The organism is bacterium (assembly GCA_016703265.1).
In the GTDB taxonomy this organism is placed as follows: domain Bacteria; phylum Krumholzibacteriota; class Krumholzibacteriia; order LZORAL124-64-63; family LZORAL124-64-63; genus CAINDZ01.
This window is the reverse complement of sequence record JADJCK010000003.1, coordinates 547,876-568,757: the sequence shown is the minus strand read 5'-3', so window position 1 is coordinate 568,757 and position 20,882 is coordinate 547,876. Positions and strand designations below refer to the sequence as shown.

Annotated in this window: 22 protein-coding genes and 1 pseudogene; 7 read left to right on the top strand and 16 right to left on the bottom strand. The window is 70.4% G+C overall.

Annotated elements, in window-relative coordinates:
- Nucleotides 1-30: 30 nt before the first annotated feature.
- From IPG61_06695 to IPG61_06650, 10 genes and pseudogenes are all read right to left on the bottom strand, one after another.
- Nucleotides 31-342, bottom strand: coding sequence for an MGMT family protein (locus tag IPG61_06695; GenBank protein ID MBK6733766.1), 312 nt, complete (start codon nt 340-342; stop codon nt 31-33).
- 41 nt (nt 343-383) lie between these two features.
- Nucleotides 384-1,374 (bottom strand): annotated as a pseudogene (gene hypE / locus IPG61_06690) (hydrogenase expression/formation protein HypE).
- Nucleotides 1,375-1,439: 65 nt separating this feature from the next.
- Complete coding sequence (gene hypD, locus IPG61_06685; protein ID MBK6733765.1) at nt 1,440-2,534, bottom strand: hydrogenase formation protein HypD; 1,095 nt, start codon at nt 2,532-2,534, stop codon at nt 1,440-1,442.
- Nucleotides 2,531-2,800, bottom strand: a complete 270-nt coding sequence (locus IPG61_06680) for a HypC/HybG/HupF family hydrogenase formation chaperone (GenBank protein MBK6733764.1) — start codon at nt 2,798-2,800, stop codon at nt 2,531-2,533. Before IPG61_06680 ends, hypD begins: the two co-directional genes overlap by 4 nt.
- 12 nt (nt 2,801-2,812) lie before the next feature.
- Nucleotides 2,813-5,182 (bottom strand): carbamoyltransferase HypF, encoded by a 2,370-nt coding sequence (gene hypF, locus IPG61_06675; protein MBK6733763.1) that lies wholly within the window; start codon nt 5,180-5,182, stop codon nt 2,813-2,815.
- 2 nt (nt 5,183-5,184) lie between these two features.
- Nucleotides 5,185-6,021: a hydrogenase nickel incorporation protein HypB gene (gene hypB, locus IPG61_06670; GenBank protein ID MBK6733762.1), complete on the bottom strand. Its 837-nt coding sequence runs from the start codon at nt 6,019-6,021 to the stop codon at nt 5,185-5,187.
- 61 nt (nt 6,022-6,082) lie between these two features.
- A complete protein-coding gene (locus tag IPG61_06665) occupies nt 6,083-6,418 on the bottom strand; it encodes a hydrogenase maturation nickel metallochaperone HypA (protein MBK6733761.1) in 336 nt (111 codons plus the stop codon).
- 33 nt (nt 6,419-6,451) lie between these two features.
- Complete coding sequence (locus IPG61_06660) at nt 6,452-6,709, bottom strand: hypothetical protein (protein ID MBK6733760.1); 258 nt, start codon at nt 6,707-6,709, stop codon at nt 6,452-6,454.
- 108 nt (nt 6,710-6,817) lie between these two features.
- The gene (locus IPG61_06655) at nt 6,818-7,969 is read right to left on the bottom strand and encodes a GHKL domain-containing protein (protein MBK6733759.1); all 1,152 of its coding nucleotides are present in this window, start codon (nt 7,967-7,969) and stop codon (nt 6,818-6,820) included.
- A gap of 49 nt (nt 7,970-8,018) precedes the next feature.
- Nucleotides 8,019-8,960 carry a bifunctional molybdenum cofactor biosynthesis protein MoaC/MoaB gene (locus tag IPG61_06650; GenBank protein ID MBK6733758.1) on the bottom strand — a complete coding sequence of 314 codons (942 nt, stop codon included), beginning with the start codon at nt 8,958-8,960 and terminating at the stop codon, nt 8,019-8,021.
- Between the two features lie 296 nt (nt 8,961-9,256).
- Here IPG61_06650 and IPG61_06645 point away from each other — a divergent pair, with 296 nt between their 5' ends.
- Genes IPG61_06645 through IPG61_06620 form a run of 6 tightly spaced genes read left to right on the top strand, consistent with a single transcriptional unit; the run spans nt 9,257 to nt 14,467 of the window.
- Nucleotides 9,257-11,122 (top strand): cytochrome C, encoded by a 1,866-nt coding sequence (locus IPG61_06645; GenBank protein ID MBK6733757.1) that lies wholly within the window; start codon nt 9,257-9,259, stop codon nt 11,120-11,122.
- Nucleotides 11,073-12,299 (top strand): cytochrome C, encoded by a 1,227-nt coding sequence (locus IPG61_06640; GenBank protein MBK6733756.1) that lies wholly within the window; start codon nt 11,073-11,075, stop codon nt 12,297-12,299. Before IPG61_06645 ends, IPG61_06640 begins: the two co-directional genes overlap by 50 nt.
- Nucleotides 12,254-12,661: a Rieske 2Fe-2S domain-containing protein gene (locus IPG61_06635; GenBank protein MBK6733755.1), complete on the top strand. Its 408-nt coding sequence runs from the start codon at nt 12,254-12,256 to the stop codon at nt 12,659-12,661. Before IPG61_06640 ends, IPG61_06635 begins: the two co-directional genes overlap by 46 nt.
- On the top strand, nt 12,658-13,278 hold the full coding sequence (locus IPG61_06630; protein ID MBK6733754.1) for a cytochrome b N-terminal domain-containing protein: 621 nt from the start codon (nt 12,658-12,660) through the stop codon (nt 13,276-13,278). Before IPG61_06635 ends, IPG61_06630 begins: the two co-directional genes overlap by 4 nt.
- Nucleotides 13,275-13,685: a cytochrome B6 gene (locus IPG61_06625; GenBank protein ID MBK6733753.1), complete on the top strand. Its 411-nt coding sequence runs from the start codon at nt 13,275-13,277 to the stop codon at nt 13,683-13,685. The genes IPG61_06630 and IPG61_06625 overlap by 4 nt, the downstream gene beginning before the upstream one ends.
- Nucleotides 13,661-14,467: a hypothetical protein gene (locus IPG61_06620; protein ID MBK6733752.1), complete on the top strand. Its 807-nt coding sequence runs from the start codon at nt 13,661-13,663 to the stop codon at nt 14,465-14,467. The genes IPG61_06625 and IPG61_06620 overlap by 25 nt, the downstream gene beginning before the upstream one ends.
- A gap of 72 nt (nt 14,468-14,539) precedes the next feature.
- Here IPG61_06620 and IPG61_06615 read toward each other — a convergent pair whose 3' ends face one another.
- Nucleotides 14,540-15,742, bottom strand: a complete 1,203-nt coding sequence (locus IPG61_06615; GenBank protein ID MBK6733751.1) for a porin — start codon at nt 15,740-15,742, stop codon at nt 14,540-14,542.
- Nucleotides 15,743-15,807: 65 nt separating this feature from the next.
- A complete protein-coding gene (locus IPG61_06610; protein ID MBK6733750.1) occupies nt 15,808-17,055 on the bottom strand; it encodes a hypothetical protein in 1,248 nt (415 codons plus the stop codon).
- A 159-nt stretch (nt 17,056-17,214) separates the two neighbouring features.
- Here IPG61_06610 and IPG61_06605 point away from each other — a divergent pair, with 159 nt between their 5' ends.
- The gene (locus IPG61_06605) at nt 17,215-18,225 is read left to right on the top strand and encodes a LysR family transcriptional regulator (GenBank protein ID MBK6733749.1); all 1,011 of its coding nucleotides are present in this window, start codon (nt 17,215-17,217) and stop codon (nt 18,223-18,225) included.
- Here IPG61_06605 and IPG61_06600 read toward each other — a convergent pair.
- The 4 genes from IPG61_06600 to IPG61_06585 all read right to left on the bottom strand — a co-directional run bounded on the left by IPG61_06600 (nt 18,222) and on the right by IPG61_06585 (nt 20,882).
- Entirely contained in the window at nt 18,222-18,686 is a 465-nt protein-coding gene (locus IPG61_06600) for an arsenate reductase ArsC (protein MBK6733748.1), read from the bottom strand. The two genes, IPG61_06605 and IPG61_06600, sit on opposite strands and share 4 nt — an antisense overlap.
- 197 nt (nt 18,687-18,883) lie before the next feature.
- Nucleotides 18,884-20,002: an ACR3 family arsenite efflux transporter gene (gene arsB, locus IPG61_06595; protein ID MBK6733747.1), complete on the bottom strand. Its 1,119-nt coding sequence runs from the start codon at nt 20,000-20,002 to the stop codon at nt 18,884-18,886.
- Entirely contained in the window at nt 19,999-20,382 is a 384-nt protein-coding gene (locus tag IPG61_06590) for a metalloregulator ArsR/SmtB family transcription factor (protein MBK6733746.1), read from the bottom strand. The genes arsB and IPG61_06590 overlap by 4 nt, the downstream gene beginning before the upstream one ends.
- A gap of 68 nt (nt 20,383-20,450) precedes the next feature.
- The gene (locus IPG61_06585; GenBank protein ID MBK6733745.1) at nt 20,451-20,882 is read right to left on the bottom strand and encodes a hypothetical protein; all 432 of its coding nucleotides are present in this window, start codon (nt 20,880-20,882) and stop codon (nt 20,451-20,453) included.

Here is a 20,882-nt window from a genome sequence, read left to right as displayed (position 1 = left end):
AGGGCGGCGGTTCTCATGAAAAGCGGGAGTTCAGGGACACCACTGGAAGACCGTCAACCGGATGCGCCCGCGGACGTCGATGACGACCCCTTCGTCGGCCAGCAGCAGTTCCTGTTCGGTCACCGACATGCCGTCGCCGCGCGGGCTGATCCGGCCGCCGGCGTTGACCACCCGGTGCCAGGGCACCGCGCTGTCGTCCGGCAGCTTCCTGAGCGTTGTTCCCACCAGCCGGGCGCGCCCCGGAAGTCCAGCCAGATCGGCAATCTGGCCGTAGGTAGCCACGCGGCCGGCCGGAATGGACTCGACGATGGCCAGGATAGCGTCGTATTGCCGAAGGCTCAAGGGCGTCGGACCCCCTCTCTCGATGAACCGGAGACGAAGCTCTAGCAGATCCGCGGCAGTTGCTCGCCGAGCGGCATGTCCAGCACCCTCTCCACCCCGAGCGCCGTCCGCAACGCCACCACGCCGGGATGCGCGGCCACGACCCGCCCGATGACCGCCGCCTCCGCGCCCAGCGCGTGCGCGCGCAGCGCCGCCAACGCTCGTTCCATATCCGGGCCGGCCACGATCGCCACCAGTCGCCCCTCGCAGGCCGCATGCAGCGGATCCAGCCCGAGCATCTCGCACACACCCGCCACCGCAGGCCGCACCGGCACCGCCCCGTCCTCCAGCGTGATGCCCACCTGCGCGCCGCCGGCAAACTCGTTGAGCACCGCCGCCAGCCCGCCGCGTGTCGGGTCGCGCAGCGCCTTCACGTCGGCGCCGCACGCCAGCAGCGCCTCGACCAGGCCGTTCAGGGTCGCACAGTCGCTGGCCAGCGCCGTCTGCACCGAGAGGCCGGCGCGCGCGGTCAGGATCGCCGTTCCGTGGTCGCCGACCGGTCCGGAGACCAGCACGGCGTCGCCGGCCACGATGCGGGCGACGCCTAGGGCAGCGGCCCGGCGGAACCACGCCCAGCCCGCTGGTGTTGATATAGATTCCGTCGCACTGGCCGCGCCCGACCACTTTCGTGTCGCCGGTCACCACGCGCACGCCGGCCTCGCGCGCCGTCGCTTCCATCGAGCAGAGCACACGGTGGAAGTCGGCCAGCGGCCAGCCTTCCTCGAGCACGAACGCCACCGACAGCGCGCGGGGGATGCCGCCCATCATCGCCACGTCGTTGACGGTGCCGCAGACGGCCAGCTTGCCGATGTCGCCGCCGGGGAAGAACAGCGGCGTCACGACGAACGTGTCGGTGCTGAAGGCCACGCGGCCGGGCGGCAGGTCGAGCAGCGCGCCGTCCTCGCGCGGGGCCAGTTCGGGGCTCGCGAAGCGCGGCAGGATCAGCTTCTCGAACAGGTCCTGCGAGAGGCGGCCGCCGGCGCCGTGCGCCATCTGCACCGTGTCATAGTCCAGTCGCGGCAGCGGGCAACTGAAGCCCGTGAAGTCGGCGCGGTCGCTCACTCCGTGACCTTCCTTCCATAGCGGAACCAGGCGGCGCAGGCGCCCTCGCTCGAGACCATGGTGGCGCCCAGCGGCGTCTGCGGCGTGCACGCGCGGCCGAAGGCGGGGCAGTCGGCCGGGCGCGCGCGGCCCTGCAGCACCAGCCCGGCGATGCACTCGGCCGATTCGGCCGGCGCGATGCCCGCGACGTCGAACTTCCGCTCGGCGTCCCAGGCCGCGAACTCGGGACGCAGCTCCAGGCCGCTCTGCGTGATGACGCCGATGCCGCGCCACTTGCGGTCGCACACCCGGTACATGCGGTCGACCATCGCCTGCGCCGCCGGGTTGCCGTCGGGCCGCACGGCGCGCTCGTAGCGGTTGACCACGCGCGCCTCGCCCTGTTCCAGCAGCGTGACGGCCTGCACCAGCCCGTCGAGGATATCGACCGGCTCGAAGCCCGTGGCCACGATGGGCACGCCGTGCCGTGCCGCGACCGCCTCGTACGGGCGCCAGCCTGTCACCGTGCAGACGTGGCCCGCGGCCAGGAACGCATTCACGCGGCAGCCGGGCGCATCGAGGATGGCCGCCATCGCCGGCGGCACCAGCACGTGGCTGACCAGTTGGCTGTAGTTGAGCAGGCCCTGGTCGGCGGCGGCTGCGGCGGCCATCGCGTTGCCGGGCGCGGTGGTCTCGAAGCCCACGGCCAGGAAGACGACCTCGCGATCGGGGTTCGCGCGCGCGAGGGCCAGCGCCTCGAGCGGCGAGTAGACCATGCGCACGTCGGCGCCGCGGCTGCGCGCCTCGAGCAGGCTGCCGCGCGAGCCTGGCACCCGCAGCATGTCGCCGAAGCTGGTGAGGATCGTGCCGGGCAGTTCGGCGATCGCGACCGCGCGGTCGATCGTCTCCAGCGGCGTCACGCACACCGGGCAGCCGGGGCCGTGCACCAGCTCCAGGCCCGGCGGCAGCACCTGGTCGATGCCGTGGCGCAGGATGCTGTGCGTCTGGCCGCCGCAGATCTCCATGATCGTCCACGGGCGCGTGGTCGCGCGTCGCAGCTGCTCGACCAGCGCGCGGGCCAGCTCCGGGTCGCGGTATTCGGCCAGGAACTTCACGACGGGTTCCGATCCTCTGTCGGCATCCCATCCAGTTCGATGATCTGCGCCAGCCGCGCGATCTCGGCCAGGCTGGCCTGCGCCTCTTCCTCGTTCAGCACCTGCAGTGCGAAGCCGGCGTGCACCAGCACGTAGTCGCCCACTTCAGCCTCGGGCGTGTACGCCAGGCAGGCCGCCGCCACCGCGCCCGCGTAGTCGACCCGCGCCATCGGCAGGCCGGCCTCCTCGTAGCGTTCGCTGATGCGGCCGGGGATGGCCAGGCACATGCTCGTCTCCGTTCAGTTCGCCTGCGTGGCCAGGCGGTGTGCCGCGACCATCGCCTGGCCCAGGGACAGGCCGCCGTCGCCGGGGGATACCACCCGCGGCAGGTGCGCGCTAATGCCGCAGCGTTCCAGGCGCTCGGTAATGGCCACGGCCAGGATCGCGTTCAGGAACACGCCGCCGCCCAGTACCACGGGAAGGTCGGGGCGATCGGCGTGGACCAGCACCACCGCCTCGGCCAGGAGATCGGCCAGCGCGCGGTGGAAGGCGGCGCTGACCTCCGCGACCTTGGCGCCGGCCTGGATCATGTCGGCCGCGCCGCGCACGACCAGGGCGGTGGGTAGTTCGAGGCACGGCGTGGCGGGCCCGGACTTGCGCCGGCGCAACTCACCGAGCACACCCGGGAAGGGCGCCGCTGCCGCCACTGCGGCCTCGTCCGTTAGCGCCATGAACTCCATCGCCGCCTGCGCCTCGTACGCGGTCTCGTGGCCGATGCCGGCCATCGCCGCCACGGCGTCGAAAAGGCGGCCGCAGCTGCTGGTGGCCGGGCAGTTCACGTTGCGCTCCAGCATCTCGAGCACACCCGCCACCGGCCACCGCGCCAGCGCGGGCCAGTCGGTCGCCAGTTGCGCGACAGCACGCCTCGGATCGTCGCCCAGCAGCCCGGACCGCCAGAGGTAGCTCACCGCGATGCGCCAGGGAGCACGGATCGCCGCGTCGCCGCCGGGCAGCGGCATCGGCTCGAGTGAGCCCACGCGCTCGCATTGCACGAAGTCGCCGACCAGCAACTCGCCGCCCCAGATGCCGCCGTCGCTGCCGTAGCCGGTGCCGTCCAGGATCAGGCCCAGGCAGGGGCCCGGCAGGCGGTGCTCGGCCATCACGGCCGCCAGGTGCGCGTGGTGGTGCTGCACGCCGCAGCCGAAGATGCCCCGCCGCTCGGCTTCGCGGCGCGCCCACTGCGCACCGGCGTAGCCCGGGTGTTCGTCGTACGCGATGGCGACCGGCGTTGCTTCGAGCAGGCCACAGAGGCCGTCGACGGTCTCCATGAAGAATGCGCGCGTCGCCAGATCGTCGAGTTCGCCGACGTGCGGGCTGAGGAAGGCCAGCCCGTCCTTCAGCAGGCAGACGGTGTTCTTCAGGTCGCCGCCCACGGCCAGCACCGCGCCGCCCGCCGGGGCCGCGACGGGAAGCGGCGCCGGCGCGTAGCCGCGGCTGCGCCGCACGTGCAGCATCCCGTGAGCGGTTACCTGCAGCACCGAGTCGTCGGCGCGGCGCGCGATGGGGCGGTCGTGCAGCAGCCAGCGGTCGGCGATGCCGCGCAGATGTTCCAGCGCGTCGTCATTCCCGATGCAGATCGGCTCGTCGGCGACGTTGCCGCTGGTCATCACCAGGGCGCCGATGCCGCGGGCGACAACCTCGTCGAACAGCAGCAGGTGCAGCGGCGTGGGGGGCAGCATCACGCCGAGGCGGCGGTGGCCCGGCGCCACGGAAGCCGCGACCGCGGCGCCCGAATGCATGGCCAGCAACACGATCGGCGCGGCCGGCGAGGTCAGCACGGCCTCTTCACCGGGAGTCACTTCAGCCAGCGCGCGCGCGGCCGCCACGTCCGCCACCATTACCGCCAGCGGCTTGGCGGCCCGGTGCTTGCGCCGGCGCAGGCGTGCCACCGCTTCGTGGTCGTCGGCGCGCACCGCCAGATGGAAGCCGCCCAGCCCGCGCACGGCCACGATCAACCCCTTGGCCAGCGCGTCGGCCGCGGCGGCCAGCGGCCGGTCGTCGAGGCGACCCAGGCCGTCCTCGCCGCACAGCCAGGCGCGCGGGCCGCAGGCGGGGCAGGCGTTCGGCTGGGCGTGGAAGCGGCGATCGGCCGGGTCCTCGTACTCGGCGCGGCACGCCTCGCACATCGTGAAGGCGGCCATGCTCGTGCGCGGGCGATCGTAGGGCAGGCTCTCGATGATGGTCCAGCGCGGGCCGCAGTTGGTGCAGTTGGTAAAGGGGTAACCGAAGCGCCGGTCGGCCGGGTCACGCACCTCGCGGCGGCAGTCGGCGCACAGCGCCACGTCGGGCGGCACGGCAGTGGTGGCGCCGGCCTGCGGGCGCGAGGCGTCGATCACAAAGCCCTCGCCCGGCGCGGGCGGCAGCAGCACACTTGCGATGTCGTGGATTGCCGCCAGCGGCGGCGCCTCGGCGCGCAGGCGCTTGCCGAAGCGGCCGATGGCGGCAGCCGGGCCCTGTGCCTCGATGACCACGCCGGCTCCCGTGTTGACCACGCTGCCGACCAGACCTTCCTGGGTGGCCAACCGGTGCACGAACGGCCGGAACCCGACGCCCTGCACGATGCCGCGCACCGTCAGGCGGACGCGCACAGGTTCGTCGCCGTCGCCCATCGTCAGGCTCCCGCTGCCGCGGCGCGCCGCGCGCGCACCCAGTCGTACCAGCGGTCCAGGCCCTCGCCGGTGGTAGCCGACACGCGCAGGATCTCCAGCTTCGGGTTCACGGCGCGCGCCGCGCGCTCGCAGGCGTCGACGTCGAACTTCACGTGCGGCAGCAGGTCCAGCTTGTTGACCAGGCACAGTTGCGCCGCGGCGAACATGTGCGGGTACTTCAGCGGCTTGTCGTCGCCTTCGGTCACGCTGATGATGACCACCTTCGCCGCCTCGCCCAGGTCGAACAGGGCGGGGCAGACGAGATTGCCCACGTTCTCGATCATCAGCACCGAGCCGGCGGCCGGTTGCAGCTTCCCGCAGGCGCGCCAGACCATGTCGGCGTCGAGGTGGCAGCCCTTGCCGGTGTTCACCTGCACGGCGGGCGCGCCGGCGGCCTCGATGCGCTCGGCATCCCGCGTCGTCATCTGGTCGCCCTCGATCACCGCCAGCGGCAGCTCGCCCTTCAGGTCGGCGATGGTGCGCTCGAGCAGCGTCGTCTTGCCCGACCCCGGCGACGAGACCAGGTTCAGCGCCAGCACGCCGCGCCCGGCGAACCACCCGCGATTCAGCAGCGCCTGCCGGTCGTTGCCGGCCAGCACGGCCTCGGCCACGGCGATCTCGCGCGAAGCGGGCTCGTGCTGATGCGCGTGCTCGTGCTGATGCCCGTGCTCGTGCGAGTGCGCGTGGTCACCGTCGTGGTGGTGATCCTGGTGGTGATGACCATGCGCAGCGTCGGTCTCACCCGGCCGGCGGATGGTGACGGCTTCCGCGGGTTGCCCGCAGCCGCAGGTGTCGCACATGGGGAGCCTCCGTTCAGGCGGCGGTCGCGTTGACCGCGCCTGTCGAGCCGGGCGCCGACCTTCAGTCGACGTTCAGCGACAGCACGCGCAGCTCCCGCCCCCCGTTGATGTCGAGCACGTTGCCGCAGGCGTTGCAGACGGCCGCCAGTTCGTCCACGTCCTGCGAGTCGCCGCACCGGGGGCAGAGGCCGCAGCCCGGTACATCGCGGATCTCCAGTTCGGCGCCGCCCGACAGGCCGGAGCGCGCGGCGGCGAAGCAGAAACGGAGCGCCTCGGTCTCGACGCCGGCCAGCCGGCCCACTTCCAGCACCACGCGGTTGATGCGCGCAGCGCCGGCGCCAGCGGCCTGGCGGTGGGCGATCTCGAGCACGTTCGCGACGATCGTCATCTCATGCATCACGCCACCCCGCGCGGCCGTCGCCGCGTTGCGTCAGGACAGCTTGTCGGGGTTGCGGCCGCGGAAGCGCGGCGCCAGCCAGGCGACGAGGATCGACCAGATCGCGATGACCAGGCCGAAGCCGAGGCCCGTGCCGACGAACGTGACCGGCGAGGATGCCTTGACGAAGTCCGACAGTGCCGCCACCGGAACCTGGCTCTTGAACAGGTTCAGGAAGACGAGTCCCGCCAGCACCCCGATCACCAGGCTGACGATCAGCACCAGCACCATGCCGACGCGCGGCTTGTTCATGGCATTCCCCCATCTGCGGCGCGGATATCCGTGCGCCCGCCTGCCGCGGGCATTCCTGCGGGAAAACTAGCACCTGGGGGAGGGCAGGGCAACCGGGGGCTGGGCGCTTCAGGCCCGCGGCGCCGCCCGGCGGGGGAGCGTCACCGAGAAGGTCGTTCCCTGCCCCTCGTCGGACACGAAAGAGGCCTTCCCGCCGAGGTATTTCTCGGTCAGGAGCTTGATGGAATAGGTGCCGATGCCGCGATCGCGCCCCTTCGTCGAGAACGACCGCTGGAACACCTGCAGTTGCACGGTTCGCGGCATGGCCTGCTGGTTGTGGCAGATGAAGGTGATGCTGGCGTCGTCGGCCTGGCAGGCCAGTGTCACGACCTCGCCTGCACCAGAGGCCTCGAGCGCGTTCTTGACCAGGTTGCCGACCACGCGGGCCAGCAGCGCCTCATCGCTGACGAAGGGGCACCGGACCGATCCCGGCGCGATCCGCAGGGACTTGTCGCGCGCTACATCGTGATTGCGGAAGGTCTGGACCACGGCGTCGAGGAACGCCCCCGACTCCAGCGCCGTCCACTGCACGGCCAGGGCGTTGCTCTCGGCGGCCACCAGGATGCGCTGGCTCTTGATCTCCTGCACCAGCGTGTCCGAGGCTTTAGCCAGGTCATCCTTGACCTCGTCGAAGGCGATATCGCCGGCCGACAGCATGCCAGCCATGGAGCTGATGCCGCCGGCCGTGTTCAGGATGTCATGGAAGAACACGCGCTCGAGGACCTGACGGCGCTTCTCGTCCGCGATGTCGTTGGCGACGAACAGCACATACTCCTCGTCGCCCCAGTTGAAGGGGGTGGCCGAGACCCGTAGGTCGTGGGCTTCGGGACCGAAGTTCGCCTGGCGGTTGATGCGGCATTCCTTGTCGGAACGCTGGCCGGCGACCGCTTCGAGGACTGCCTGCACGGCGCCGCAGGTGCGGCAGGTCTCGGAAGTGCCGCAACCGGAAGCCGACTCGAGTGCCGTCCGGCACGCGAGCAGTTCGCCCGGGCGCATTCCGAGCATGGATGCGCAGTCCAGCGATGCGGCCAGCGCCATCGCGGCGCGGTTGCCGTAGACGATCTGGCGCTGCCGGTTCAGGACCAGGACCTGCTCCGGCAGGGCGTCGAGGATCGTCACCAGGATCGCCGAGGACACGATCGCACGGTTCGCGGCGGCAATCGCCTGCGGGTCCGCGCGTTCGGCGGGGGCATACTCCGTGGTCATGGCACAGTAGGGCACGGCGAGGTCTCCCGGTCTTGAGGCGACTCCTTCATTTGTCGACCGGGTATCAGGAGACTTGAGCGCCGCCCCGCGGGTCGTCCAGATGCCCTTCGCCGCGCAGCATCAGGCAGGCGTGGGGCAGGCCCGGCAGCAGGGCGGCCAGCGCGTCGGCCACCGCCCCGCGCGAACCGGGCAGGTTGACGATCAGGGTGCGGCCTCGCACGCCGGCGCGGCCGCGTCCGAGCATGGCGCGCGGCAGGCGGCGCTGGCCGTGGTCGCGCACCGCTTCCATGATGCCGGGGGCCTCGCGTTCGAAGACCGCGTCCATGGCCTCGGGCGTCACGTCACGGGGGGCCAGGCCGGTGCCGCCGGTGGTGACGACGAGATCGAGCCGGTCCTCGTCGGCCCAGCGTCGCACGGCCGCCGCGATGGCCTCGGCCTCGTCGGGCACGACCAGCAGGGGCGCCACCAGGAATCCCGCCGCCGTCAGCTTCTCGACGAGCAGGCGCCCGGACAGGTCCTCCTTCGTGCCGGCGGCCACCGTATCGCTCGCCACCAGCACGGCCGCGCGCAGCGGCGATGCGGCCGTCACCGCGTGGTCGCTCTTGCCGCCGCGCTTCTCGAGCAGGCGCACGCCCTCGATGCTGAGCGTATCGTCGATCATCTTCAGCATGTCGTAGATCGTGAGCGCCGCCAGGGCCGCGCCGGTCATCGCCTCGACCTCGACGCCCGTGCGGTCCACCGCGCGCACCGTCACATCGATGGTCACCGTATCGACGGACATCTCGAAGCGCGTGTCCACCCAGTCAACGCGGATGGGGTGGCAATAGGGGATGAGCAGCGGCACCTGCTTGACGGCCAGGGCGGCACTGGCGCGCGCCACTTCCAGCGCATCGCCCTTGGGCAGGCTGCGCGCGCGCAGGCGCTCGATGGCAGCGGGTGATCCCCGCAGGATGGCGCGCGCGGTGGCGGTACGCAGGCTGTCGGGCTTGGAGCTCACATCGATCATGGGCAGTCCTTCGCGTCACGGGACAGGTCAGCGCGCGTCCTGACTATATAATCAGCAGTTCCCATAATCGCAGTCGCAGTGCTAAGAAACAACAGGACAAAGGGTTATCGTGATCGCGGACCCAAAGGTCGCCTCCCGGCAACCCCGTCACTGCGAGACGGCCGCATCCTGACCCCTGCAGTCGGCCGGCGCCGGCCTCGCAAAACGTTGCAACTGCTTTCCATTTGCAAAATTACGGCATCCTGAGTTTGTGTTTTCCCTGCGCTCCACGACCTTCCGCCTCCTATATTAGCGCCATGCGCACGTACACCGGCATTGCCACCGTTCTGTGCCTGGTCGCCCTGCTGCCCTGGCTGGGGGCGTGCGGAAGCGACGCCAATTCCGCCGAATCCCGCGAGCGCTGCCTCGATTGCCACCAGGGGCTGGAAACCGCCTCGCCTTCGCACGACGGCTGCATCAGCTGCCACGGCGGCAACCCGGCCGCGCGCGACAAGGAGGGTGCCCACCGCGGCATCTTCGGGCTGGCCGACCCTTCGTATGCCGGTCGCTGGGAGCGCGGTTGCGGCGGCTGCCACGCGCACCAGCTCGAACGCATGCGCAGCAGCCAGATGTACACGAACGCCGGCATGATCGCGCAGATCCAGGCGACATGGGAAGGCGAGCGCGACAGCGTCACCTACGCGACAAGAGGCGCAACGCTGCACGACCTCGACGGCGCGCCGCTTCCGCACACGTCGGTCATCGGCCTGGACAACCTCTCGGGCGACCTCTACCGCAAGTTCTGCGCGCGTTGCCATGTGGCGAAGCAGAACGAGGCCGTCGACGGCGCCGGCCACGCGGCCGGTTGCGCGGCCTGCCACTTCCCGTACGCCGACGATGCGCAGTACCACGGCGGCGACCCGACGATGCGCGGTCGCGCCCCCCACAGCCGCACGCACGCGATGGAAGGGCTGCCGACCATGGAGGCCTGCACGCGCTGCCATCACCGCAGCGGCCGCGTGGCGCTGGCCTACCAGGGCCTCAACGACGGCAACAACGGCCTCGTGCCGACGAAAAACGGCCTGCCCGGCCCGCTGCCCGGCAGCGACGGCCGCAACTACTCGCACATCATGCCCGACGTGCACTTCGCCGCCGGCATGGAGTGCATCGACTGCCACACCTCGCGCGAGGTGATGGGCGAAGGCTACGCCTCGCCGGGCATGCACGGGCAGCTGGAGATCGGCTGCGACGACTGCCACGGCAACGGCCTCGAAGGACCGCGCTTCGCGACGGCCTGGCGCGAGCACGAACAGCCCGTGCGCGAGGCCCGGCAGTACGGCGCGCGCCTGCCCGCCGGCGCGCGCGTGGCGTTGACGGGAAAGGGGCGCCCCTACTCGAACGTGTTCGACGATGACGGCCGCGTGGGCGTGCTGCTCAAGCGGAGCGGCCGCGTGTTGCGCAGCCCGGTCGTGACCGGCACGCCGGCGCACACCGTCGCCGGCCACGAGCGCCTGGAGTGCCACGCCTGCCATTCGCGCACGGTGGTGCAGTGCTACGGCTGCCACACCACCTACGACAAGAGCGAGTACGGCTGGGATTACCTGGCCGGGCGTGCCACACGCGGCTCGTTCAGCGAGACCGAGGACGTGCGCGCGCTGTATCCGTTCCCGCTGGCCGTCGATACGCACGGCCGCATCGGCACCGTGACGCCGGGCTGCCAGACGTTCATCAACGTGGTCGAGGAGGACGGCTCGCTCTCGCGCGACGAGGATGTGGCGACGTTCCGCGGCCGCAAGCAGCTGCGCTTCGCGCCCTTCTTCGGCCACAACACGGGCACGCGCGCCGTGGGCTGCAGCGAGTGCCACGGCAACCCGGCCTTCCTTGGCTTCGGCCAGCACGTGGTGGAGCGCGGGCAGCTGCGCGGCACGCTGCTCTGCGAGAAGGACCCGCGCAAGCCGCTCGACGGCTTCCTGCACGAGGATGACGGCGGCATCAGCGCCCATGCGGCCATGAGCCGCGAAGGGGCCAGGCCGCTCGGCGCCGAAGAGGCCCGGCGTGTCCTGGCCGTGAACCTGTGCCTGATCTGCCACGATCAGGCAGGCGACCCGATCTACCGCAAGCCACTGGATTACCATGCGCTGGACGATACTCTGCATCGCCGCCTGCTGGCTGCTGGGCGCTGAGCCCGCGCCGGCGGTCCCCCACGGGGGCAACGCGGGCCCTGCACAGGGCGCCGCGGGCAGGGCCTTGCCGTCCGACCTGGCCTGCCTGAACTGCCACCCCGGCCAGGGCGATGTGCTGGCCGGCCCCATGGCCACGCGCAGGGCCGAACGCGATTTCGCCTGCCGGGCCTTCGGGCGCGAGGGCGAGGCGTTCTTCAGCGCGGCCTGCGCCGGGTGCCACGTTTCGCAGTGCCGTGACTGCCACGAAGGCGAGCCGCACCCGCGCGCGGCGCGGCTGGTGCCGCCGGCCACCGCAGCGCCTGCGGGCACAGCGTCGCCCGTGCGCATCGCCGACGAGACCTGCCTGCGCTGCCACCAGGGCTATTTCACCGGCTGGGAGTACCACGGCCGCGCCCCGCGCGAGGACCACGAGCGCTACCGGCGCGGGCCGGTCGCCGACGGCGCCCAGTACCTGAAGATGCTGCCCGATGTGCACCAGCAGCGCGGCCTGGGCTGCGTGGACTGCCATCGCGTGCACGCGGCGAACGGCGCCGGCTTTGTTCGGACCTGCCGCGAGTGCCATGCCGAGCCGTCGCGCGACGTGCCCGAGCACGCCATCACAGCGCACCTGGAGAAGATGGAGTGTTGGGCGTGCCACTCGGCCTGGGCGGCGCAGGAGTACGGCACCTTCCTCGTCAGGCCGCTGACCGCCGAGCAGGAGGAAGCGTTCGCGGCGCTGCCCGAACAGGGCGGCTGGCGGCGCAGCGCCGCCCTGCGGCGACAGGATCCGCCCCCGCTGGGGCTCAATGCGCGCGGCCTCGTCTCGCCCATCCGGCCGCAGTTCGTGCTGCTGGCCAGCGATCCGGCCCGCGGTTGGGAGAACCGGCTGCTGACCGCCGAGTGGAAGGCCTTCTTTCCGCACACCGTGCGGCGCGGCACCGTCACCTGCGGGGGCTGCCACGACAATCCGCGGCGCTTCGTGCTGGAGCCGGCCGCCGACCGCATCTACGAACTGGAACGCGACGGCCTGCCCCTGCGCTCGTGGTGGGACCAGGCTGGCCAGCGCGTCGTCAATGGGGCATTCTTCACCCGTGAGCGCTACGACCTGATGAACCGGCGCACGCCCGAGTACGTGCGGGAGCACCTGAGGCAATGGCAGAACCTGCTGCAACCAGACGCCAGTTCCTCAAGGCCCTGATCCCCGCCGTGGCGGGCCTCGTGGGCTGCTGGCGATACCTGACGCCGGTGCGCGACCTCGTGCCCCGCGAGGTCAGCGTGCCCGCCGGCGAGGTGCCCCGCGGCGGTGCCCTCGTGCTGCCCGAGCACGGGTTGGCGGTGACGCGCGGCCGCGAGGGCGGGCTGCGCGCGCTGAACCTGACCTGCACGCACCTGGGCTGCCGCGTCACCGCCACCGAGACCGGGTTCACCTGCCCCTGCCACGGCAGCCGCTTCGACGAGAACGGCGCCGTGCTGACGGGCCCGGCCACGCGCGCCCTGCACGAACTGGTTTGCTTCGAGGACGGCGACCGCATCACCGTCCGGCTGCCGGAGGCGACATGATCGGCGAGTTCGTCCGGCACCTGTTCCCGCGCATTGTCCTGCGCCGCAACCTGCGGATCACCTACACGTTCTGCCTGGGCGGGCTGTCCTTCACCACGTTCCTGACGCTGATCGTGACGGGGCTCCTGCTGATGTTCTACTACCGCCCGTCGCCAACCGGGGCCTTCGAGTCGATCCAGTTCCTCGAGAGCTCGGTCTGGGGCGGTCGCTACCTGCGTTCCCTGCATCGCTTCTGCTCGCACACGCTGCTCGTGCTGATCATGCTGCACACGCTGCGTGTCGTATTGACGGGCGCCTACCGCCATCCCCGGCACGGCACGTGGGTGGTCGGTACGCTGATCCTGTTCCTGGCCGTGGGCAGCGCCTACACCGGCTACCTGTTGCCGCTGGACCAGCTGTCGTACTGGGCCACGCAGACCGGCATGGAACTGCTGCGCGTGCTGCCCCTGGGCGAGCAGCTGCGGACGCTGTTCGTGCCCGACCACATCGGCGGACCGCTGTCGCTGCTGCGCTTCTACGCGCTGCACATCGCGGTGCTGCCCACGCTCATGTTGTCGCTGATCTTCCTGCACTTCTTCCGCATCCGCCGCAGCAAGGGGGTGCTCCCGTACCTATGAGCGACCAGGTCCCCAGTTCCCCCCATTTCTTCCGGTTGATCCGGCGCGGGTTGCTGGTCATCGCCGTGTTCCTGCTCGTGGCGGCCTGGCTCGTGCCGGCGCCGCTCGAGACGGCAGCCGACCCGATGCGCCCGCCCAACCCGGCCAAGTCCGCCTGGTTCCTGCTCTGGATCCAGGAGCTGGTCAGCCACGGCACCGCCTGGATGTACGCCGTGCTGCTGTTGGCCGGCCTGTTCGTGGCGCTGCCCTGGCTGCGCCGTGCGCCGGCCGGGCGGGCGGCCTGGTTCCAGCCGGGCGAGCGCCTGGTCGGGACCGTGGTGCTGGTCATTTTCGCGCTGGTGGTCGTCCTGACCGCCACGGCGCTCTTCCTGCGGGGTGAGAATTGGCAGTTGCGCGGGCCGTTCTGACGCTGACGCTGACGCTGGCCCTGGCCGCCGGCCTGGCGACCGGCGCCGAGGCTCCGCCCCGTGCGGCCTGCCTCGACTGCCACGAGCCGCACTATGCCGCCTGCGGCAGCTGCATCGATTGCCACCGCGGCGACGAACGGGCCCGTCGCGCGGACCTGGCCCATCACCGGCTGCTGGGCGGCGCGGCCGCCACCTGGATGCTGCCGGGCTCGCCGGTCCTGCCGCGCGCCGTGGCCCTGCGCGACAGCCTGGGCTGCCGCCGCTGCCATGTGAGCGGGGGGAAGGGCGAGCGGCTGGCGATCAGCCTGGATACCGTGGCCTGGCCCCGCACGCAGGCCGAGTTGCGCAGCGCCCTGACGAGCCCGGCCGCGGCCATGCCGTCGTTCGGCCTGGGCGCCGGCTCGGCCGACACGCTGATTGCGGTGCTGCTCCGCGACGCCGACCGGTACGGTGGCTCGCCGCGCTACCAGGTGCGCTTCCGCGCCGGGAGCGACGACAGCCTGCGCGTCTTCGCGCGCCTGTGCGGCGGCTGCCACCAGGCGCTGACGCCCGACGGGCCGCAGGGGATCGGCACCGCCGGCCCGAATCTCTCGGGACTGCCGGGAGCGTTCTATCCGGCACAGCCGGACAGTACCTGGGATCGCGCGCGCCTCGAACGGTGGCTGCGCAATCCGCGCGCACAGCGCGCGCACGCGACCATGCTCCCGGTCGCGGTGAAGCCTGCCGAACTCGATGCCCTGCTCGAGGCACTGGCGCCGCCGCCGCCCACCGGCGACCGTTGATCCTGTCCGATATAAAGCAGACCGGCGGGCCCCATCAGGAGCCCGCCGGCTGTTCGAAACCCGAAGGTCAGATCAGAAAACCAGCTGCAACTGCGTGATCAGCGTGCCCGTGTCGTTGGTGACCAGGCCGTCGATGTCGCCGGTCTCGTCGAAGCTCAGGCCACTGTACTCGACGGTCAGCTTCAGCACGTTGTCCATCATGAAGTAGTTCGCGCCGACGCTGAACCAGTCCAGCTTCTGGTTGTAGACGTTGTTCAGCAGGGCGAACTTCCACGACTCGTAGCGCGCGAAGAACTGCAGCGGCTGCGTCTGCAGCATGTAGCCCGCCTTGGCGTACCAGCCGTTCTTCTGGCCGTTCAGGCCGCAGGTGCCCGGGTCGGGATTCATGCCCATGTAGGCATCGTCGAAGTCGATGTTCTCGTAAGCCGCGGACAGCGTGATCGCACCGGTCTCCTGGATCGGGCGCTCATAGAACATGTCCACGGTGTAGGCGTTGTAGTCGAGCTTGCCCGTCTTCGCGACGGCGTCCTCGTAGACCACCTCAGGCTCGGTCTGCACGGCCGCGCCGAGGGTGAAGACCTTCTTCGCGCCCAGGTACGAGCCCTTGTAGCCGTACTCGGTCTCCGAGTCCCACAGCGACAGGTGGGCACGCGCACTGTAGCGGAAGCTGCTCTTCGGCATGGCGGACGTCGAAAGGGCCTTGCGGCCTTCCATCGCGTCGAGGCGGTACTGGACCTTGCCCTCGGCCAGGTTGCCCCACACCGCAACGCCCATGTCGCGCGTCGAGGTGAACGGCGTACGGATGAACAGCGAGCGGTCCAGCGACAACGGGGCTTCGCAGGCCTCGAGGTTCTCGCGCGACAGGTTGTACTTGAACTTGCCGACGTTCATCCGGAATCCGTCGCTCAGCTTGATGCGCGCGACAGCGTCCAGCATCTGGAAGTTCGAGCCCTGGTCGGCGTCCGCCAGCCCGAACAGGCCCAGGTTCACGTCTTCGACGTACTCGGTCTGGGCGTACACGCTCAGCTTCTCGCCCCACGCGCCCATGAAGGCCAGGCGATTGCGGCGGAAGTTGAAGTTCATGATGGAGTCGACGTCGTCGCCTTCACTGTCCGTGTCCTTCATGGTCATCTGGAACTGGCTCTTGACGTCGATCTGCAGCGTGCCCTGGTCCTCGGGGCCGAATGTCATCTGGGGGCCGGCCATCGCCGGTGCCGCCAGCGCGACCAGTGCGGCGAGGGCCGCGATCGCGAAGATGCTCCTCGTTCGATTCATGGGTCACTTCTCCTTGCTGGTTTCGTGACCGCCCCACGCGGGGGCGGAGGAAGAACTTGTCCGCATCAGCAGCCGCTGCCGCCGCCGCCACCGCCGCCGCCGCCGGGGGGCGGGGTCGTGGTGCCGCCGCTGGAGAAGTAGGCTTCGTCCTCGTTCTCGATCTGGTTGGCACGGGGGTCGGCGATGCCGTAGGCCGCGTGCGACACCGGGTCGAGCACAGGCGTGCCGGGAGTCCAGGTGCCGAAGCTGCGCGACGTCGTCGTGCCCGGCGAGACGAGGTCGGTCTCCCAGGCGTCCGCGACGGTGTCGTTGCCGTAGGCGCTCCACTGGCCCCACGAACCGTTGTACGACTGCGTGGGCCAGCCGAGGATGCCGTCGAGGATGAAGAAGGGCACCGAGCACTTCACGCCACCCTGACAGTTGACGTAGGTCAGCGGGGTCGCCTCGGTCACACCGAAGGTGGCCAGGTGCGCCACCATGTCCGCCACGGGCTGCAGCGTCGCCGTCGTGCCGGCCACGTAGTAGGCGTTCCAGGAATCGAGTTGCGCCGGCCCGATCTTGCCGCCGGCCACGGGATCGACGCCGCCGCGGACGTCCAGCCACTTGACGTCGGGCGTCGTGCCGCTGTTGATGGCGTCGACGGCGCGGATGGCCTCGCCGATCGAGACGCGGAAGTTGCCGCCGAACTCGCTGTAGGCCGCCAGGTCGCGCACGGAGAAGTCGGACGGCGTGACGGTCGGCACCTCGGTCGACAGCGTGTTGCCGGCCAGGACCCAGCCCGCGTCGCCGCCCTGCAGGACCTTGATCCGCTCCTTGGGGAAGCCCCAGTAGCGCAGCATCCACCACGCGCGCGTGGCCTTGTTGAAGTCATCGGCGGTCGTCAGCACGATCGTCGTGTACTGGTCGACGCCCGAGCGGCTCAGGATGGTGTCGAGCACCGGACCGGTGATGACCATCGAGCCCGAGGCAGCCACGCCCTCGAGGCGCGTCAGGGAATACTCGGTGCTCGAGTTCCACAGCTGCGCGCCGGCAATGTGCCCGGTGGTGTACGCCGCAGGCGTGCCCACCAGGAAGACGACGACCTTGTCGCGGCTGTTCGGGTCGGTGCTGTTGAGCCGACCCTCGTCGATCCACTCCATCAGGGTGGCGGCTTCGATCAGCGCGGTCTCGGTCTTCGTAGTGACGATCCCGTCGGCGGGATTCTCGTAGTCGGTAGGATGATCGGCGCATCCCCAGATGCCCAGCGTCCCGATCGCCAGAACGACGATCAGGGCCGGGAGCATCCTGCGTCGCGTCGCAAGCTGCTGCAGCATGTGAGCCTCCTTGTTTCAACCGGTCTTGAGCGGGCGTTCTTCGTCAGAACCCGTTGGGCGATGGTAAGTTGCCGCAAGTCCAAGTCAAACGACCGTTGGTCATGGGAGCCATGCGCCCCGCGCATGGACAGGGGAGGGGGCTCAGGCTATCTTGGCGGCATGGAACTGGTCCTCCTACGCACCCTGGTCGCCGTCGCCGAGGCCGGCAGCTTCACCGCCGCCGCCGAGCGCCTGTGCGTCACCCAGTCGGCGGTCTCCCGCCGGATCCGTCAGCTGGAGGAGCACTACGGGGTCTCGCTGCTGGAGCGCGGATCCGAGAGCGTCACGGCCACCGGGGCCGGGCGCCTGCTGGTGGACAAGGCCAGGGAGATCCTCGAGATCGAGCGCCAGCTCGAGCACAACGTGGCCGAGCACAAGCTGCGCGACCGCATCTCGTTCTGCTGCACGCCCTGCTTCGGCGCCGGGCGCCTGCCGGACATCTTCGAGCGCTACGTCGGCGCCTCGGGGTTGAATTTCGATCTCAATGTCGTTTTCGACATGCCCGAGGATGTGCTGGAGGGCCTGGCCGTCGGCCGCTACGACCTGGCGGTCGTCGAGCACTGCGACGAACTGGACCTGGCCGACTGCCAGCGGTGGGACCTGCCGCCCGACGAGATGGTCTTCGTGAGCGCCCCGGCGCTGGGCATCACGGACCCGGTGGTGACCATCGATGAGCTCACGGACCGGCGGCTGTTCCTGAAGACGTACAACGGCTGCGCCTACCGCTTCCTGAAGCGGCGCCTGAAACAGCTCGGGCACAGCCTCGACGAGTTCACGAACCTGGCCTACTACGACGACCTGGCCGGCGTCGTGCGCCAGGTCGTCGCCGGCCATGGCCTCGGCTTCGTCTCGCGGGAACTGGTGTCGCGGGAATTGGAGAACGGTCTGCTGCGCGAGCATCGCGTGGCGGGTTTCGGGCACGTCCGGCCACGCACGCTGCTGGTCTCGCCGCGGCTGCGGCGCTCCGAACTGACGCTCCGGTTCGTGGCCACGTTCTTCGAATCGATGGGCGCGGAGGCGCCGGCGGACCTCGCTTCGGGAGCGCGGCCGTTCCCCGTGTCAGGCCCGGCCAAGGGGGCGCAGCCGCCCTCCGGTGCCGATAACGCGGCCGGTCTGCGCCGCGTCGTCTAGTTACAGTCCGTCGTCCCGCCGAACACCACCGCCAGCCGCCGCTGCAACTCGTCGCGCACGTTCCGGAACGCGCCCAGCCGCGCCGCGTCATCGCCGCCGGCGCCCGCCGGGTCGGGCAGCCCCCAGTGCAGCCGCGCCGCCGCGCCCAGGAACACCGGGCATTCTTCCTCGCTGCACAGCGTGATCACCGTGTCGACCGTCTGCGGGTCGATCTCCGCCACGTTCTTCGAGCGCTGCCCGCCGCCGTCGATCCCGATCTCGGACAGCACGGCGAGGGCCTCGGGCCGCACGCGCGTCGGTTGCGAGCCGGCCGACATGACGGTCACATGAGCCGGCGCCAGTGCCCGCGCGATCCCCTCGGCCAGCTGGCTGCGCGCGGAGTTGGCGACGCACAGGAACAGGTAGCCGCGCCGGTCCTGGGCACGGCAGACGGCGGCTTCCAGGAGCCAGGCCGGCGGCAGGCTGCCGTCGCCCGCGTCGACATCACGCTCGCGACCGTCGACTCGCACCCGCACCGCGTCCGCCGGGCCCGACACGTCGTGCGCCACCGTCACCCCGGGGCCCAGCCGACGGGCCACTTCGCCAGCCAGGGTGAGGGCCGCCGCAGCCTGCGGGTTCCCATCGGCCGCGCCGACCTCGATCACGACCTCGCGTTCCTTCACGACCGCCTGCCTTCCCCGGCGCAGTTGCGCACGGCCTTCACCGTGGTCGGGTCGCCGGGAAAGTACTTCCGGCCCAGCCACAGCGACACGTTGACCAGCCCGATCAGCACCGGCACCTCGACCAGCGGCCCGATCACGGCCGCGAAGGCGGCCCCGTGGTTCAGGCCGAAGGTCGCGACGGCCACCGCGATCGCCAGTTCGAAGTTGTTGGAGGCCGCGGTGAAAGACAGCGTCGCCGTCTGCCCGTAGGTGGCCCCGAGCTTCCGCGACATGAAGAACGAGACGAAGAACATCAGCACGAAGTAGATGAGCAGCGGGATCGCGATGCGCACCACGTCGAGCGGCAGCGCCACGATGCTCTCGCCCTTCAGCGAGAACATCACCACGATGGTGAACAGCAGCGCAACCAGGGTCAACGGGCTGATGCGCGGGATGAAGCGCTCCTGGTACCAGTCGCGCCCGCGCGCCCGGATGAGCAGGAACCGCGTCGCAAACCCGGCCAGGAAGGGGATGCCCAGGTAGATGAACACGCTGCGCGCGATCTCGCCGATCGTGATGTCGACCGCCACGCCGGGCAGGCCCAGCCACGTCGGCAGCACGGTGATGAACACCCACGCGTACACCGAGTAGAGCAGCACCTGGAAGATGGAATTGACCGCCACCAGGCCGGCGCAGTACTCGGTGTCACCCTTGGCCAGGTCGTTCCAGACGATGACCATGGCGATGCACCGCGCCAGGCCGATCATGATGAGCCCGACCATGTACTCCGGGTAGCCGCGCAGGAAGATGACGGCCAGCGCGAACATGAGCACCGGCCCGATCACCCAGTTCTGCACCAGTGACAGGCCCAGCACGCGCGTGTTGCGGAAGACCGGGCCCATCTCCTCGTAGCGCACCTTCGCCAGCGGCGGGTACATCATCAGGATGAGGCCGATGGCGATGGGCACCGAGGTCGTGCCGGCGTTGAACCGGTTGATGAACGTGACAAAGCCGGGGAACAGCGTGCCGGCCGCGACACCCGCGGCCATGGCGACGAAGATCCACAGCGTCAGGTAGCGGTCGAGGAAGGAGAGGCGGCCGAGCAGTCCGGCAGCGGCAGGGGATCGGTTGTTCATCGGGGGCTCCCGGCCTGGTTGACTGTCGGTTCGCCATTCGGGCCGCAGGCGCGGCACTCGAGGCAGGCCCCGAGTTCGCGCAGGTCCCGCGAGGCCATGGGGTCGGCGGCGAGCGCACTGCGCAGTTGTTCCAGCTGCGCGCGCTTCCAGGTCCCGACGGCCGGCTCCAGCGAGTAGTACGCCCAGGCTCCGGCCCTGCGGTCAGTGACGAGCCCGGCCCCGCGCATCACGGCCAGGTGGCGCGAGGCCTTGGACTGGGTCATGCCGAGCGCAGCCGTGATGTCGCAGACGCACAGCTCCGCCTGGTTGAACAGGAGCCAGAGAATGCGCAGCCGCGATGTGTCGGCGAGGACCCGGTGGAAACGTGCGATGTCATCCATAAGCGCCCATCCTTCCGTGTCACACCTGTATAACCGGATGACCGAATGGACGCCATGTTAATATCGTGTTAGGGGCGCTTGGCTGGGCCGTGCGCGGCCAGGAAGGCGCGGATCTCGCCCTTCAGGTACGCTTCCAGGTCCCTGGGCTTGTCCGACAGCTCCCAGATGCGGTCGAGATTGCGCCACGCCGTCACCGAGTCGCCCCGGCAGGCCGCCAGCACTGCCGACGGCTGCTCGAGGTCGAAATCGTCGACAAAGTGCTCGTTGCCCTTGTCCTGGTAGTTGACCACCGAGAAGCCCAGTTCGCCCGACGCGACCTGCTTCTTGAACGTCACTTCGGCAACCAAGGCAGTGATGTCGCCGAGGGCCACACAGGTCGTGCAGCGGATGTTGCGGTGGAAGTAGTAGAGCCTCACCGGCGGCGCGGCGTGTGCACTCGCCACCGGGAGCACCACCATGATCACCAGCAGCAGGGCAAGCATCGCGCGACGCAGGTCCAT

Bases quoted from the DNA above. Each gene is read 5' to 3' on its own strand.
- IPG61_06680 (MBK6733764.1), bottom strand. From the start codon at position 2,800: ATGTGCCTGGCCATCCCCGGCCGCATCAGCGAACGCTACGAGGAGGCC.
- hypF (MBK6733763.1), bottom strand. From the start codon at position 5,182: ATGGGCGACGGCGACGAACCTGTGCGCGTCCGCCTGACGGTGCGCGGC.
- hypB (MBK6733762.1), bottom strand. From the start codon at position 6,021: ATGTGCGACACCTGCGGCTGCGGGCAACCCGCGGAAGCCGTCACCATC.
- IPG61_06665 (MBK6733761.1), bottom strand. From the start codon at position 6,418: ATGCATGAGATGACGATCGTCGCGAACGTGCTCGAGATCGCCCACCGC.
- IPG61_06660 (MBK6733760.1), bottom strand. From the start codon at position 6,709: ATGAACAAGCCGCGCGTCGGCATGGTGCTGGTGCTGATCGTCAGCCTG.
- IPG61_06650 (MBK6733758.1), bottom strand. From the start codon at position 8,960: ATGATCGATGTGAGCTCCAAGCCCGACAGCCTGCGTACCGCCACCGCG.
- IPG61_06645 (MBK6733757.1), top strand. From the start codon at position 9,257: ATGCGCACGTACACCGGCATTGCCACCGTTCTGTGCCTGGTCGCCCTG.
- IPG61_06640 (MBK6733756.1), top strand. From the start codon at position 11,073: ATGCGCTGGACGATACTCTGCATCGCCGCCTGCTGGCTGCTGGGCGCT.
- IPG61_06635 (MBK6733755.1), top strand. From the start codon at position 12,254: ATGGCAGAACCTGCTGCAACCAGACGCCAGTTCCTCAAGGCCCTGATC.
- IPG61_06630 (MBK6733754.1), top strand. From the start codon at position 12,658: ATGATCGGCGAGTTCGTCCGGCACCTGTTCCCGCGCATTGTCCTGCGC.
- IPG61_06625 (MBK6733753.1), top strand. From the start codon at position 13,275: ATGAGCGACCAGGTCCCCAGTTCCCCCCATTTCTTCCGGTTGATCCGG.
- IPG61_06615 (MBK6733751.1), bottom strand. From the start codon at position 15,742: ATGAATCGAACGAGGAGCATCTTCGCGATCGCGGCCCTCGCCGCACTG.
- IPG61_06610 (MBK6733750.1), bottom strand. From the start codon at position 17,055: ATGCTGCAGCAGCTTGCGACGCGACGCAGGATGCTCCCGGCCCTGATC.
- IPG61_06605 (MBK6733749.1), top strand. From the start codon at position 17,215: ATGGAACTGGTCCTCCTACGCACCCTGGTCGCCGTCGCCGAGGCCGGC.
- arsB (MBK6733747.1), bottom strand. From the start codon at position 20,002: ATGAACAACCGATCCCCTGCCGCTGCCGGACTGCTCGGCCGCCTCTCC.
- IPG61_06590 (MBK6733746.1), bottom strand. From the start codon at position 20,382: ATGGATGACATCGCACGTTTCCACCGGGTCCTCGCCGACACATCGCGG.
- IPG61_06585 (MBK6733745.1), bottom strand. From the start codon at position 20,882: ATGGACCTGCGTCGCGCGATGCTTGCCCTGCTGCTGGTGATCATGGTG.